At 69.6% G+C, this 14,906-nt stretch carries 13 protein-coding genes; 11 read left to right on the top strand and 2 right to left on the bottom strand.

All coding sequences use genetic code 11. From position 1 onward, the window contains the following. Positions 1-365: 365 nt before the first annotated feature. Positions 366-1,013, bottom strand: coding sequence for a response regulator transcription factor (locus QFZ82_RS11040; protein WP_307713004.1), 648 nt, complete (start codon positions 1,011-1,013; stop codon positions 366-368). Positions 1,014-1,216: 203 nt separating this feature from the next. On the opposite strand from QFZ82_RS11040, the gene QFZ82_RS11045 reads away from it, so the two are divergent. From QFZ82_RS11045 to QFZ82_RS11095, 11 genes are all read left to right on the top strand, one after another. After that, the gene (locus tag QFZ82_RS11045) at positions 1,217-2,521 is read left to right on the top strand and encodes a hypothetical protein (RefSeq protein WP_307713005.1); all 1,305 of its coding nucleotides are present in this window, start codon (positions 1,217-1,219) and stop codon (positions 2,519-2,521) included. Between the two features lie 419 nt (positions 2,522-2,940). Next, positions 2,941-4,371 carry a family 43 glycosylhydrolase gene (locus tag QFZ82_RS11050; RefSeq protein WP_307713006.1) on the top strand — a complete coding sequence of 477 codons (1,431 nt, stop codon included), beginning with the start codon at positions 2,941-2,943 and terminating at the stop codon, positions 4,369-4,371. A gap of 38 nt (positions 4,372-4,409) precedes the next feature. Then, complete coding sequence (locus QFZ82_RS11055; RefSeq protein WP_307713007.1) at positions 4,410-5,750, top strand: ABC transporter substrate-binding protein; 1,341 nt, start codon at positions 4,410-4,412, stop codon at positions 5,748-5,750. A gap of 104 nt (positions 5,751-5,854) precedes the next feature. Beyond that, on the top strand, positions 5,855-6,682 hold the full coding sequence (locus QFZ82_RS11060; protein WP_307713008.1) for a carbohydrate ABC transporter permease: 828 nt from the start codon (positions 5,855-5,857) through the stop codon (positions 6,680-6,682). Next, positions 6,682-7,590, top strand: a complete 909-nt coding sequence (locus QFZ82_RS11065) for a carbohydrate ABC transporter permease (protein WP_307713009.1) — start codon at positions 6,682-6,684, stop codon at positions 7,588-7,590. Before QFZ82_RS11060 ends, QFZ82_RS11065 begins: the two co-directional genes overlap by 1 nt. Positions 7,591-7,627: 37 nt before the next feature. Continuing rightward, a complete protein-coding gene (locus QFZ82_RS11070) occupies positions 7,628-8,653 on the top strand; it encodes a LacI family DNA-binding transcriptional regulator (protein WP_307713010.1) in 1,026 nt (341 codons plus the stop codon). 179 nt (positions 8,654-8,832) lie between these two features. After that, positions 8,833-10,341, top strand: a complete 1,509-nt coding sequence (locus QFZ82_RS11075; protein ID WP_307713011.1) for a glycoside hydrolase family 32 protein — start codon at positions 8,833-8,835, stop codon at positions 10,339-10,341. Between the two features lie 641 nt (positions 10,342-10,982). Then, the gene (locus QFZ82_RS11080) at positions 10,983-11,489 is read left to right on the top strand and encodes a hypothetical protein (RefSeq protein WP_307713012.1); all 507 of its coding nucleotides are present in this window, start codon (positions 10,983-10,985) and stop codon (positions 11,487-11,489) included. Between the two features lie 51 nt (positions 11,490-11,540). Then, entirely contained in the window at positions 11,541-12,971 is a 1,431-nt protein-coding gene (locus QFZ82_RS11085; protein WP_307713013.1) for a flotillin family protein, read from the top strand. A gap of 22 nt (positions 12,972-12,993) precedes the next feature. Beyond that, positions 12,994-13,539 carry a hypothetical protein gene (locus QFZ82_RS11090; RefSeq protein ID WP_307713014.1) on the top strand — a complete coding sequence of 182 codons (546 nt, stop codon included), beginning with the start codon at positions 12,994-12,996 and terminating at the stop codon, positions 13,537-13,539. A gap of 41 nt (positions 13,540-13,580) precedes the next feature. Next, complete coding sequence (locus QFZ82_RS11095) at positions 13,581-13,760, top strand: hypothetical protein (RefSeq protein WP_307713015.1); 180 nt, start codon at positions 13,581-13,583, stop codon at positions 13,758-13,760. Positions 13,761-13,802: 42 nt separating this feature from the next. Here QFZ82_RS11095 and QFZ82_RS11100 read toward each other — a convergent pair whose 3' ends face one another. Beyond that, positions 13,803-14,606, bottom strand: a complete 804-nt coding sequence (locus tag QFZ82_RS11100; protein WP_307713016.1) for a winged helix-turn-helix domain-containing protein — start codon at positions 14,604-14,606, stop codon at positions 13,803-13,805. Positions 14,607-14,906: the final 300 nt, after the last annotated feature.

Raw genomic sequence — 14,906 nt, forward strand, 5'->3', positions numbered from 1 at the left:
AGCAGACCCAGCCCTCGCCGCCCCCGGACGGAGCGGAAAACACCTTCAAGCACGCGCATCCGCCGGACGTTTCCCCCGCGCCCCCGGGGGGGCGCGCCCCCCGGGGGGCGCCGACAGCATCCGGGCAGCCCTCCTCAGGACAACCCTGTCCGCAGCGCACCCCGCAGGCAGCCCGAGAAGGGGCACCGGTCGGGGTAACCCCAATTGCCCTAAGAGGCAGTGCGTCCGGGCTCAGCGCGAACGAGCCGGTGTTCGGCGGCGCAGGCCCGGCGGCGGCCGACCGCGGTGACCCCGGGCCCGTCCGGCGCCGACCCGGGCCCGGGCAGGCCCGAACTCACCTTCGCGCGGTCCAGGTTCGGGCCGGGTCAGATGAAGCCCTGCCGCATCGCGTACGCCACGGCGTGCGAACGGTTGCGCAGCTGCAGCCGCGTCGTCACGTCATGGAGGATGTTCTTGACCGTACGCTCCGAGAAGGCCAGCGTCCGCGCGATCTCCGCGGTGTCGCTGCCCTCCGCGATCAGCCGCAGCACGTCGACCTCCCGCGGCGCCAGCCCGGTGAACGCGAGGCCGCGCGGATCCAGCACCTGCCGCTGCAGCCGCCCCACCTGGTCCAGCAGGCGTCCCAGCAGGTCCGCGGGCACGCTGCCCTCGCCGCTCGCCGCGGCCGTGATGACCTGCACCAGCCGGTCCGTGGACGCCTCGGCCCGCCGGACGACACCCAGCACTCCGCATTCGGCGGCGGCGACCAGCCCCGCATCGTCGATCTCGGTGGCCACGAGCACGGTGCCGCATCCACCGCCTCGCTGGAAACGGCGCAAGGTCTGCATCTCCGTCTCCCCGATCCGGTCCACGGACACCACGGCCACGGCCGGCCCGTCGTTCTCCTCCTCCCCCAGCAGCTCGAGTTGGGGGCAGTTCCTCAACTGCCCCGCCAGCCCGGCCCGCGAAATCGGGTCCTGGGCCATCAGCCGCACCCGGATACGCTCCGCGCCGCTCTCTCCTTGGTATCGCATGTTCAGCAACCCCCCAAAGTCGGCGCGCCCCCACGCCATGCGAGAGCGGCGCCTGTCGTGCCAGGCACTTCCTCACCTGTGGTCCAGTGAACACCCGGGCAGTCAGCAGCCACTCCACGCCGGCTCAACGGGCAACGCAACGTGCCCTTGGGTGTGTCCGCAGGGGAGCGGAGCCCTCCGGCCCGGGTCCCTACCGTCCCCTCATGACCACTTCCGCTCTTCTGGATGCCTCCCCCGCCCCGGTGCTGCCCGGCGAGGAGGCCCGGATCCCGCTCGAGATCCGCAACGGCGGAAACGTCGTCGAGGCCTACAGTTTCGAGGTCCTGGGTCCGGCCGCCGACTGGAGTGTGGTCGAGCCGGCGACACTGTCCCTGAACCCCGGCACCAGCGGGCAGGTGGAGCTGGTGGTCCGACCGCCCAGGGACACCACTGTGCCGCCGGGTGAACTCACCTATGGCGTACGGGTGCTGCCACAGGAGCAACCGCAGTACGCCACGGTGCCCGAGGGCGTCCTGCACATCCGGCCGTACGCCGACTTCACCGCGGAACTGACCCCGCGGCTGGGCCAGGGACGCACCGGTGCCCGATTCCAGGTGGCGCTGGACAACCGCGGCAACTATCCCCTGTCCGTTGCCCTTTCGGGCAAGGACCAAGGTGATCTGCTGAAGTTCGGGCTGCCTTCCCAGGCCACAGTGGTGGAGCCGGGACGGGCGGCGTTCGTGAAGCTGCCCGTCAAGCCGAGGAGGTGGATGTGGCGCGGGGTGGCCGTGCCGCACGTCTTCCAGGTGATCGCGGCCCCGTCCCCCGGCCCGGAGGGGGCGCCGGAGGTGGCCCCCGAGCCTCTCGACGGCAGTCTGCTGCAGCGTCCGATCGTCTCGGCGGGCCTGCTGAAGCTGCTGATCGCGCTGCTGGTGCTCCTCGGCGTGCTGGCGGGTCTGTGGTTCGGGTTGCTGCGGCCGGTCGTCCGCAGCGCCGCCAAGGAGGCGGTGAAAGTCCCGGTCGAAGCGGCGGAGTCCAAGGCGGCCGAGGCGAAGGAGGCGGCGGACGAGGCCAAGGAGGCCGCGTCGGCGGGTGCCGGCGGCGGCAAGCCGGGCCCGGGCGGCAGTGCGTCCCCGTCGGCCTCGGCGACTCCGGGCACAGGCCCGGCCCCGCTCCCGCAGGCCGCCCTGTTCTCCTACCGCCTGACTCCCTCGGCCCCGGCCGGCGGCACAGCCGCGGCGGCGTACACGGTCCCGGACGGCAAAGTGCTGCGCCTGACGGATCTGGTCCTGGAGAACCCTCAGGGCGACGCGGGCACCATCACGCTCTCGGTGGGCGACAAGACCCTCCTCGCCCCCGCGCTGGAGAACTTCCGCGAGCAGGACTTCCACTGGGCATCGGCGATCCTGGCGGGCCCGAAGCAGAAGATCACGGTGACCCTCGCCTGCCGCACAGTGGGCCGCCCGCCCTCCGGCCCGGCCCCCGACCGCTGCAACGCGGCGGTCCTCTTCAGCGGCACGCTGGAGTAACACGGCCGGAATCGCCGCGCGACGGAGCCGACGCGCCGCCGCCACCCATGGTTCGCGACCCCAGGTGGCCTCTCTCCGCAGACCGGAGCAGCCCGGTACGGCCTCCGGCCCGGAGACGGTGACGAGGAAGAAGTCGCCACCCTCCTCTGCTCGCTGGAACTCCGCAGACGTCAGCCGCACCGCCTCCGGCTCGGCGCCTCCCGTACGCCTTGAGTTCGCAGAATCGCGACAGCCCGTCCACCGCGTCGGCGCCGAGGCCGTGCTGGGCCCGCAGGTCGCGCGCCCGAACCGGCACGAGGCCGTGGCAGTCCGGCTCCGTGGGCACAGAATCCGGCCGGAACCCACTTCTGCTCAAACGCTTGACCAGGTGTTACAGCGACTTTACGCTCCAGCTCAAACGTTTGAGCAGAGGAGTCACTGTGCGGCAAAGCGTGTTCTTCCAGCCGTCCGACGGGTGGGTGGGAGATGTCATACCGTTCGAGCAGGACGGTGAGCTGTGGCTCTTCTATCTGCACGAGCGGCGGGAGACCCCCAAGCCCGGCACCCCGTGGTCCCTCGTCACCACGCGCGATCTCGTGCGGTTCGACGACCACGGAGTGGCTCTGGCGCACGGCGCCGACGACGATGCCGACTTCAACGCCTACACCGGCAGCGTCGTCCGCGACGCCGACGGCGTGCACCATCTGTTCTACACAGGCCAGAACCCCGCGAAGGCAGGCGCCGACGGGCAGCCGCTGCAGCTGGTCATGCATGCCACGAGCGCCGACGGCATGCGTTCGTGGGTGAAGCACCCCGAGCACACCTTCGGCGCCCCGGACGGCTACGAGACCGCCGACTGGCGCGACCCGTTCGTCTTCCACGACGAGCGCCGCGGAACGTGGCGGATGCTGATCGCCGCCCGGCACCTGACCGGCCCCGAGCGGCGGCGCGGCGTCATCGCGCAGTGCGTGTCGACCGACCTGGTGAGCTGGGAGCCTGCCGAGCCCTTCTGGGACCCGCGCCGCTACATCACCCACGAGTGCCCGGAGGTCTTCGCGCTCGGCGACTGGTGGTATCTCGTCTACTCCGAGTTCTCCGACTCCTTCTGCACGCGCTACCGCATGGCGAAGAGTCCGGACGGGCCCTGGCTGGTGCCGGACCGGGACACCGTCGACGGGCGCGCCTTCTACGCCGCGAAATCCGCGGAGCTCGACGGCCGCCGGTTCTTCGCGGGATGGATCGCGACCCGCGAGGGCGACACCGACGACGGCGCCTGGCAGTGGGCCGGCACCCTGTCGGTTCTGGAGGCGGTCCAGAACGCCGACGGCACGCTGGGCTTCTGCCTTCCCGCCGAGATCGTCGAGACCTTCCAGGAGGAGGTCCCGACCGGCATCGCGCCGACCGCGCTCGACGCATCGGACTCCTTCGCCTGCCTCGTCGGCACCGAGCCGATGCCGTCCCAGTACTACGTACGCGCGGAGCTCGACATCGATCCCGGCACCACCGAGTGCGGCCTGCTGCTGCGGGCGAGCGAGGACGGCGACCACGGGTATCTCGTCCGTCTCGAACCGAAGCGCGGGCGGATGGTGCTCGACCGGTGGCCCCGCAGGTCCACCGGCGACGCCCAGTGGCAGATCTCCGGTGACGTCCCCTTCGAGATCGAGCTCGAACGGCCCGCCGACCTCAGCGGCGAATCGCACACGCTCGAGGTGATCGTCGAAGGCGACATCGCCGTCGTCGTCCTCGACCGCCAGGTCTGCCTCAGCACCCGTCTCTACGACGACACCCACGACCGGCTCGGGATCTTCGCGGGCGAAGGCGCCGTGAAGGTCCGTGAACTCCAGGTGCGCCGGCGCACCACCACCCGGTGACCCGCAGTGATGCGCAACTGTTCGAAGGAGATCAGCCGATGAAGAAGGCCCTCGGATCGGCCTGGGCAGCAGGACTCGTCGCCCTCACCCTCACTCTCACCGGATGCGGCAGCACCGGTGGCGCCAACCCCACGGACGTGGAACCCACCGGCAGGATCGAGCCTCGGGAAATTTCGTGGCTGCTCTCGCGCCCGGTCGACGGCGCGGTCATCAAGACCATGAACAAGCTCGCCGACGAGTACGCCGAGAAGCATCCTGGCTTCAAGCTGAACCTGATCACGACCCCCGACCGCCCCTCGTACATCCAGAAGTACGAGACGCTCGCCGCGGCGAACAAGCTGCCCGAGCTGTTCGACACCGACGCCACGCCGTTCGCCCGGAAGCTCGCCACGCAGGGCCGGATGATGGACGCCGCGAAGCTGCTGAAGAGCCTCGGTGTCCACGACACCTACCGGAAGGCGGCACTGGACTACCAGCGTTTCGACGACGGGTCGCTCTACATGATCCCGTTCGAGTACCAGCTGGAGTTCTTCTGGTACAACAAGGCACTCTTCAAGAAGGCGGGCATCGACGTACCCAAGTCGCTCGACGACTTCCCGGCCATGTGCACCGCGCTGCGCAAGGCGGGCGTCACCCCGATCGCGCTCGACGGACAGGACCAGTGGCCGCTGGAGCGGTACGCCGCCTACCAGCCCTTCCGTACGGACGGCCCGTCCTATGTGCAGCAACTGAAGAGGAACAAGGCGAAGTTCAGCGATCCCGCCGGTCAGAAGGCGGTGAACTGGCTGAGCTCCCTGGGCAGGGCCGGCTGCTTCGCGAACGGGTTCTCCTCCACGGGGTACGCGGACGCCCAGAACCAGTTCACCTCCGGCAAAGCGGCGGTCTACAACATCGGCACCTGGGAGCTGGGCAGTCTCGCGACGACCGAGCTGAATCCGGTCGTGCGGGACGACATCGACTTCTTCACGCTTCCGACGACGGCGGGATCGGCCACTGCGGCCAACGAGTTCGTCGCCCCCTCCGGCATCGGCATGGCGGTCAACGCCCGCACCTACGACCCGCTCGTACGTGACTTCCTGAAGTTCGCGCTCACCAAGTACCCGGCGGCATACGCCGCGACCGGGGAGCTGTCACCCACGACGAACGCGAAGACCGCCGTCCCCGCGAACGCCACCCCGCTGTACGCGCGTGCGGTCGCCGCGGCCGACACCGTGGGGGAAGAGCTCGCGATGCCGTGGGACACGCAGCTCGACCCCACCACCAACACCCGGCTCCAGCGCGAACTGGTGCTGCTCGTCCAGGGCGACGTCTCCCCCTCGGAGTTCACCTCGACGATGGATGCCGCCCTCGGGCAGAACGCGCCGAAGTACTTCAAGTGACCCCAGTCGGCGGGGTCCGCGGGAACCCCGGACCCCCGCCCCGAAAGGCCGCCATGCTTCCCAACCGCTCCAAGTTGTCGGTCGCAGTCTTTCTGCTCCCACCGTTGCTCCTCTACGGCGCCGCGGTGCTGCTGCCGATCGTGCAGTCGCTGGTGCTCAGCTTCTTCTCCTGGGACGGCATCACCGAGATGCAGTTCGTCGGGCTGTCGAACTACCGGCACATGCTGGTCGGCGACACGCTGTTCTGGACGACGTTCGTCAACCAGCTCGGCTATGTGGCCATCTGTCTGGCGCTCCAGCTCGGCGGCGGCCTCGCCGCGGCCGCCCTCCTCGCGTCCCTCACCCGCGGCCGTGAGGTCGTCAAGGTGCTGTACCTGCTGCCCGCCGTCATCTCGACCCTCGCCATCGCGTTCCTGTTCCAGCGCATCTACTCGATGGAGCCGGTCGGGCTGCTGAACGGGCTGCTGGGTTCGGTCGGCCTCGACGGCCTGGCACGCCCCTGGCTGTCCGACGTGCACACCGTGCTGGCCGCGGTCTCCGCCCCGGAGGGCTGGAGGTTCATCGGGCTCTACACGGTCATCCTCTACGCGGCCCTGCTCGCGGTCCCGAAGGAGATCGAGGAGGCCGCCCGGCTCGACGGGGCGAACCAGTGGCAGGTCTTCACCCGCATCCGATTCCCCTACATCCGGCCCGTGTGGACGACCACGTCCATCATGGCCACGACCTACGCCCTGCGGGGCTTCGACATCCCCTACCTCCTCACCAACGGCGGTCCCGGTCACTCCTCCGAGCTGGTCACGACCTACATGTACAAGACGGCGTTCACCAGCACGGACTTCGGCTACGCGAGCGCCATGTCGGTGTTCATCGTGATCGAGTGTCTGGTCGCCGTCGGTCTGATCCTGCTCGTCCTCCGCCGGAAGGCCGTCTGATGTCCACGCAGACCTTCACTCGCACGCCCGTCGCCCCGGCCGAGGACACGCGCCCTCCCGCACCGCAGGCGGCCAGGCGTCGGCCGAACATCCACCGGGTGCTGTCCCGGGTGATCATCTCGGTCCTGGTCGTCGTGCAGGTCTACCCCCTGGTGTGGCTGTTCCTCACCAGCGTGCGCGACGAGCAGGACTTCGCCTCCGGCAATCCGTTCGGCCTGCCGACCTCGTTCACCCTCGACAACTACACGCGGGCCTTCGACCAGGGCGACCTCGGCTCGTACATCCTGAACAGCCTGATCGTCACCGCGGGTGCCGACGTGCTGATCGTGGTGTGCGGAATGATGGGCGCGTACGCCATCCAAGTGCTCGGCTTCCGGTTCAGCAACGCGGTGCGCGCCCTGTTCCTCATCGGGATCATCGTGCCGGTGCAGATCGCCCTCGTGCCGCTGTTCATCGACTACACGAAGATCGGCCTGCTGGACACCTACCCGTCGATGATCATCCCGCTGGCCGGCTTCTCGCTGCCGATGGCCGTCTACCTCTTCTCGTCGTTCTTCGGCTACATACCGCGCGAGACCTACGAGGCCGCCTCGCTCGACGGCGCCGGCCCGTACCGGATCTTCGCCCAGATCACGATGCCCATGTCGGTCAACACCATCGTCACCGTGGTGATGGTCAACAGCATCTTCATCTGGAACGACTTCATCTTCGCCAACACGTTCGTGCTGTCGGAGGACCTGAAGACGATCCCTCTCGGCCTGCAGAACTACATCGGCGCCATGGGCAAGACCGACTGGACGGCGACCTTCGCCGCCGTGTGCGTCACCGTGACACCGCTCCTGCTCGTCTTCCTCGTTCTCAACCGGGCCATGATCTACGGGCTGGAGAGCGGAGCGAACAAGGGATGACGATGGACGAGAGCGGAGCGAACAAAGGATGAACGAGATGGACGACAGCACACCACGAGCCGTCACCATGCGTGACGTGGCGCAAGCAGCCGGAGTGTCGGTGTCGACCGTGTCGCACGTCGTCAACAACAAGAAGGGCGCACGGATCGGCAAGGACGCCTGGGAGAGAGTCCAACGGGCCATCCAGGAGCTCGGCTACCGGCCGAACGCGATGGCCAAGGACCTCGTCAAAGGCCGCTCACGGTTCATCGGCCTCGTCGCGGACGTCATCGCGTCGACACCGTTCGCGGGACAGATCATCCGCGGCGCCCAGGACGAGGCGTGGCGGCACGGCTATGTGCTCCTCGTCGCCAACACCGAGGGAAACGAAGCGGCGGAGACGGAAGCCATCGCCATGATGCTGGAGCACAAGGTGCGCGGCGTCCTGTACTCGGCGTGGTACCACCGCGAGGTCGAGCTGCCCGCCGGTCTGTCCGAGACCGACTGCGTCCTGGTCAACTGCTTCGCCTCGGGCAGCGACGTCCCCGCCGTCGTACCGGACGAGGTCGCCGGCGGACGCGAGGCGACGCGGATGCTGCTGGCCGCAGGCCATCGACGCATCGGTTTCATCAACACCACCACGCCCTCACCCGCCCACGACGGCCGGCTGGAGGGCTACCGTCAGGCCCTCGCCGACGCCGGCGTCCCCTTCGACCCGGCGCTCGTCGTCGACGCGCGGCCGGAGCAGGAGGGCGGCTTCGACGCCGTCGGCCCCCTGCTCGCCCAGGAGGTGACCGGCGTCTTCTGTCACAACGACCGGGTCGCCATGGGCGTGTACGACGGGGTCCGGGAGCTCGGCCGCCGGGTGCCCGAGGACCTGGCCGTGGTCGGGTTCGACAACCAGGAGGTCATCGCCGCCCATCTGCGCCCGCCGTTGTCGACGGTCGCCCTTCCGCACTACGAGCTCGGCCAGGTCGGCGTGCGGGTGCTGCTCGGCCTCGACGCGGCGGCGGACGACGGCCGCGTCGTCGTCGCCTGCCCGCCCGTCCACCGCTCCTCGGTGAGCATCACCGCACCGGCCTGAACGTCTTCCCCGTCTTCCCCGTCCCCCGTCACCGAACGTCCTCCCCGTCATCTGTGCCACCCCCGGCCGACCTCCGTCGGCTGTGCCATGCCCGGAAGTCCTCCGCCGGCTGTGCCATGCCCAGCAGTCCTCCGTCGGCTGTGCCATCGCACCGATCCCTGCGAGGAAGGACCCGCACCGTGCCGAACCCGTCCCGCCGCACCGTACTCCAGGCCCTGACCACCGCCGCCGTCGTGGGCGCGACCACGCGCATCCCCACCGCGGCGGCCGCGCCTTCACAGCGCGCGGTCTACCACCTGACCCCGCCCTCGGGCTGGCTCTGCGACCCGCAGCGGCCGATCCACACCGGCGGTTCCTACCACCTGTACTACCTGCACAGCGCCGAGAACAACGCGCCCGGCTGGTGGCAGCACGCCACGACGACGGACAACGTGGCCTTCACCGATCAGGGAGTCGGCATCCCCATGGGGACCGATTTCCCGGTGTGGACCGGCTCCGGAGTGGTCGACACCGCCAACACCGCCGGCTTCGGCGCCGGCGCCGTCGTCGTCCTCGCCACCCAGCCCACCGGCGGCGACCGGTACGACCAGGAGCAGTACCTGTACCACTCGACCGACGGCGGGTTCACCTTCACCGCCTACGGGCCCCCGGTCATATCCAACCCGGACCACAACGACTGGTTCCGGGACCCGAAGATCCACTGGGACTCGGCCAGGAACGAATGGGTCGCGGTCATCGGCAGGTGGCAGTCGATGTGGTTCTACACCTCGAACAACCTGATCAACTGGACGTACAAGTCGTCGTTCGGCTACACCACGCCCAACATCGGCGGCATGGAATGCCCGGACCTGTTCGAGATGACCGCCGACGACGGCACCAGCCACTGGGTGCTCGCCGCCAGCACGCAAGGCGACTACAGCGGCCTGCCCGACACGTACGCCTACTGGACCGGAACCTGGAACGGGACGTCCTTCACCACCGGCGGAACCGATCCGCAGTGGCTCGACTGGGGCTGGGACTGGTACGCGGCCGTCACCTGGCCCAACGCCGCCAGCCCCACCACCAGCCGCTTCGCGATCGCCTGGATGAACAACTGGCACTACGCGGCCCGCACGGTGCCCACCGACCTCAGCGACGGCTACAACGGCCAGATGTCCGCCGTCCGCGAACTAGGGCTGGCCAGGCAGCCGGGCGGCTGGTACAGCCTGCTGTCCCAGCCCGTGCCGGCGCTCCGGAACCGCGTCACCCGCACCGTCGACCTCGACAGCGTCACCACCACCGGCAGCGTCGACCTCCCGTACCGGGGCTCGTCCTACGAACTCGAGCTCGACATCAGCTGGGAGCAGCTCAACAACGTCGGACTCTCCGTGGGCAAGTCGGCGGACGGCACCCGCCACACCAACATCGGCGTCTTCCAGGGCTCCGTCTACGTCGACCGCGGGCCCTCCGACCGCGCCGGCTACACCTTCGGCGCCTACACCCAGAGCAACGCGCCCATCGACCCGGCGGCCCGCCTGGTCCACCTGAAGGTGCTCGTCGACAAGCAGAGCGTCGAGGTCTTCGTCAACGCCGGCCACACCGTGCTGTCCCACCAGGTGTACTTCGAGACGGGAGACACCGGCATCTCCGTCTACGCCGACGGCGGCGCCGCGACGTTCTCGAACATCACGGTCAGGGAACTCGGCTGACAGCGTCCGGTACGCGTCCGCGGGCGAACCGGCTTCACGCAGGCCCGCCCGCGGACACCCTTCCGCAGGGCGCGGTGCCATACCGGCACCGGCCCTCGGCAGCAGTTCAGCGCTTCACCCAACTGCTCGACACTCGATCGATCAGCGATGCAGCAGAGCAACGACACCACCCTCACATCCGGGCGTCGAACGTCAGCCCCGATGCGAAGGCAGGCCGTTGGAGCGGTGCCCGGGGAACCCGCTGCCATGGCAGCACACGACGTGCTCGACGTCGAACTCTCCAAGGCGGTGTGCGGGTCTCTGCGGTCAGTGTGTGCGTCTGCGGCAGGCGGCGCGGGCGTGGGCAAGTCGGGCGACAGCCGTCCCGATGACGGCTGCGGCGAGCAGGCAGGCGAGGCGATCGCCGAAGGGGCCAGCACCCTGCTCACCCCGCTCCGCGACCTGTTCGCCGCCGTCTTCTTCGTCTTCTTCGGCCTGTCCGTCGTCTCGCCCGCCGCCCCACGCCCCGGCGCCGGTCTCCGTGCCGACGCGGCATCAAGAACGCGTAAAGATTGCCGGAGTCCGGCAGTGACCTTCTGCGCCGACCGATGCGACGATGCCGCAGGCGGCGGAAGCGGCCCAGCAGCCGAAGGAGCGGGGACATGGTCTGGTTTCTCGGTCTCGGCATCGGGGGTCTGGTGCTGCTGGTCCTGTCCCTGGTCTTCGACGGGGTACTGGAGGGGGTCCTCGACGGTATCGGCGGGGGGCTCGACGGGTTTCTGTCGTTGCCGGTGATCGCCGGGTTCGTGTCGATGCTGGGTTTCACCGGCGCGATCACACTCGGCACCACCGGCCTGGGGGCGGGGGCCGCCACTGGTGCGGGCGTGGCCACGGGGGTCGGCGCCGCCTGGCTGACCTGGAGGTTCAGCCGGGCACTCATGCGCGACGGTGCCGCGCCCGCACCCAGGGGCGAGGACCTGACGGGCACGTCGGGTTCGGTGGTGACAGCGATCCCGGCGGACGCGTACGGCGAGGTGCTGCTGTACCTCGCCGGTCAACCGGTGAAGTACGCGGCGAAATCCGCCGCACCCGTCGCCCGCGGCACGGAGGTCTGGGTGGAGTCCGTCCTGTCGGCGACGTCCGTCGTCGTCCGCGCGGTCGAACGCTGACCACCGCCGTACTCAGTTCACTCAACCCGGCTCGAACCAAGGGAACGCTTCATGAGCCCTGTCCTCACCGCTGTGGTGGGCATCGTCGTACTCGTCGTCCTGCTCGCCCTCGTCGTCATCACCCGCTACAAGGTCGCCGGCCCCAGCGAGGCGTTCATCATCACCGGACGGCGCGGCAAGCAGGCCACCGATCCGCAGACCGGTCGCGTGTTCACCGACAACAGCGGCCAGAAGGTCGTGGTCGGCGGCGGCGTCTTCGTCGTGCCGTTCGTACAGCAGAAGTTCACCCTCGACCTCTCCAGCCGCCACATCCCGGTGGCCGTGCGCGGCGCGGTGACCCTGCGGGGAGTCAAGGCCAACCTGGAGGGCGTAGCGATCGTCAAGGTCGGCGGCACCGAGGACTCGATCCGGGCCGCCGCCCAGCGGTTCCTGATGCAGCAGGACGGCATCGTCGGCTTCACCCAGGAGGTGCTGTCCGGCGCGCTCCGTTCCATCGTGGGCCGTATGTCGGTCGAGGACATCATCCGCGACCGCGCCGCCTTCGCCGGGCAGGTCGCGGAAGAGGCCGAGGCCAGCCTCTCCGGCCAGGGGCTCGTCCTGGACGCCTTCCAGATCCAGGACATCACCACCGAAGGCTCCTACCTGGAGGACCTCGGCCGCCCCGAGGCCGCCCGCGCCAGGCAGGAGGCCGACATCGCCGAGGCCGTCGCCCGCCGCGCCGCCGAACAGGCCCGGCTCAAGGCGGAGGAGGAGATCGCCATCGCGCAGCGGACCCTCTACCTGAAGCAGGCCGAGATCAAGGCGCAGACCGACGAGGCCGCCGCCCAGGCGAATGCGGCCGGTCCGCTCGCCGAAGCCGACCGTCAACAGCAGATCCTCGCCGAGCAGGAGAAGGTTGCCGAGCGGCAGGCGGCACTGACCGACCGTCAGCTCGACACCCAGGTCCGCAAGCCTGCCGACGCCGCCCGCTACCAGGCCGAACAGGAGGCCGAGGCACGCCGCATCGCCCTGGTCAAGCAGGCCGAGGCCGACGCCCAGCGCTCCCGCCTGACCGGTGAGGGCGAGAAGGCCCACCGCGCCGCCCTCGCCGACGCCGTACGCATCGAGGGCGAGGCGCAGGCCGCCGCCATCGCCGCCAAGGGCTCCGCCGAGGCCGAGGCCATGCGGAAGAAGGCCGACGCCTTCGCCCAGTACGGCGACGCCGCCGTCCTCCAGATGCTCGTCGAGGTCCTCCCGCAGGTCGTCGCCAAGGCCGCCGAACCCCTCGCCGCCGTCGACAAGATGACGGTCATCTCCACCGACGGTGCCAGCCAGCTGTCCCGTACCGTCGCCGACAACGTCGCGCAGGGCATGGAACTCCTCTCCTCCACCACCGGCGTCGACCTCGCCTCGCTGCTCCAAAGCATCACGCGCAAGAAGCCGGCGCCCGAGTCCGCTCCGGCTCCGGCGTCCTCGAGCACGCCGGTCGAGATCACCGGCTAGGACAAGGGCAAGGGGGGACGCGGTGAGAACCAGCTTCAAGATTCACGCAGGGGCGCAACTCTCCCTTTCCGTCGCGGGACTTCTCGCCGCGTCCCTCGCCGCCCTCCCGTTCCCGCCCCCGTTCGCCAACGAGTGGCTGCTGCTCGGGATCGGCATCGCCCTGCTCGTACCGCTGCACGTGGCGACGATCGTCCGCAGCATCGCCGTTGGACTCCGAGACATGCGCTTCGCGAGCAGCAAGGCAAACCAGTGGCGTGCCCTGCGCTCCCTGCCCCGCCGAGTCCAGGGGCTCCTCGCGGGCGTGGGCCTGGCCGGAGTCATGCTGCTCGTCGGCGCCGGAGCCGACGACTCTTCCCTCCAGGGGGCAGACTCCGTCCGGGGCAGGTACTTCGCGATCGACACCTCCGACCCCCAACGCGGGCGGATCGAGATCACCAGAAGCGAGTACGAAGCCCTGCGCAAGGAGGACCAGCAGGTCGTTTTCGCGGCGTTCGCCCTCTTCGCGGCGGGCGGTGGCGGCCTGACGCTCGTCTTCGCGAAGCTCGGCACCCAGGCCGGCAGGTGGTGACCGACGGCTCCCGGCATACGCGGCGGTCGCCTCGCCGGCGCATGGGCCTGTACCGCACCGTCCTGCACGAGGGGATGCGCGACGACCAGCCCCCGCTACCTCAATCAGACCTGCTCCTCCAGATCTGGCCGGTGCTGCGCACCTTCGTCGGTCGCACCGTGCGCGCCGTGTGGAAAGACGCCTTCCCCCGGCTCACGTCCCGCACCCGGGCAGCCGCGTGACGGACATGCCGGCCAGCGGTCACGGCCCCGCTGCCGAGGCGCTCAGTCCTGCCGGCCGAGAACTGCCTCGCCGAGGTGGGTCAGGCGATGCAGGGTCAGGTTGTTCCGACGCTCCGCCGCGACCAGCCCGGACCTGCGCAGGATGCCCAGATGTCTGCTGACGGAGGGGTGAGAGAGGTCGAGACGGCGCGATATCTCACTGATGGATACGGGCGATCGTAAGGACTCCAGGACGTTCGCGCGTGTCTGCCCGAGGAGGTCGCTCAGAGCAGCGGTCCGGTCCTCTTCCTGCTGCTGCCAGAGTCCGGCCGCGGAGTCAGTGGTGGGCGTGACGTTGTAGACGAGGACGGGAGCACCCTGTCCGCCCGTCTCCGTGTCGAGGACCATCGGCGCGGGCGCGAACAGCGACGGGGCGATGACCAGGCCCTCCCCGAGGGGATCGGCTCTCTGCCCTTCCTGTTCGTTGTCCACGCAAAGAATCGGGGCACGCCAACTGACAGAGGGGTGCAGCGCGTTGAGGACACTGTCCACACCGCCGGAGAGGACGGCGCGGCCGCGCGCCTCACGTTCCAGTTCCAGGTAGTTCCGTATGCGCCCCCAGAAGGGCACTACAGCCGCCGAGCTGAAGCTGCGGGCATCGGCGTGAGGTGCCGCTCCCGGCGCCCGTCGCGGAAACCCGCTACCCGGCACGCCGGGAGTGCTCGCGCGGCGCAGTCTTCTCCGCACCTTCATGCGCCACTCCGCGAACTCGTCCGGCCGCGTGTCCGCGTATCTGAGCTCGGCGAACCGGGCTTCGAGGTCCGGCCCGAGGGAGCCGACAAAGCGGATGCGAGAGAGGTCTTCCACCGTGAGATGCAGGCAGACCAATGCGTTATCTCCTCAACTCGACCCTTGCGGTTCGTGGGTCATGTGGTGTCGTAGGCATCGGCTGTGGCCCAGCCGTGCTGGACGGCGCGGATCCGTCAGGGTGCGCTGGGCTGTACCGACCGCTGGAAACCGGGTGGTCTCGGTGATCGCGCGCGGCAGAGCCGGGCAGCCCTGCAGCGCAAGTACGACTCGGCCTTGGCAGGTGACCCACCCCGAGTGGCGACTGGCTACAGCCCGGTCCACGTCTGTGTGGTGCGGGACCGGGCGTGGCCGGTGCCA

This window comes from Streptomyces sp. V4I23 (assembly GCF_030817975.1).
GTDB lineage: Bacteria > Actinomycetota > Actinomycetes > Streptomycetales > Streptomycetaceae > Streptomyces.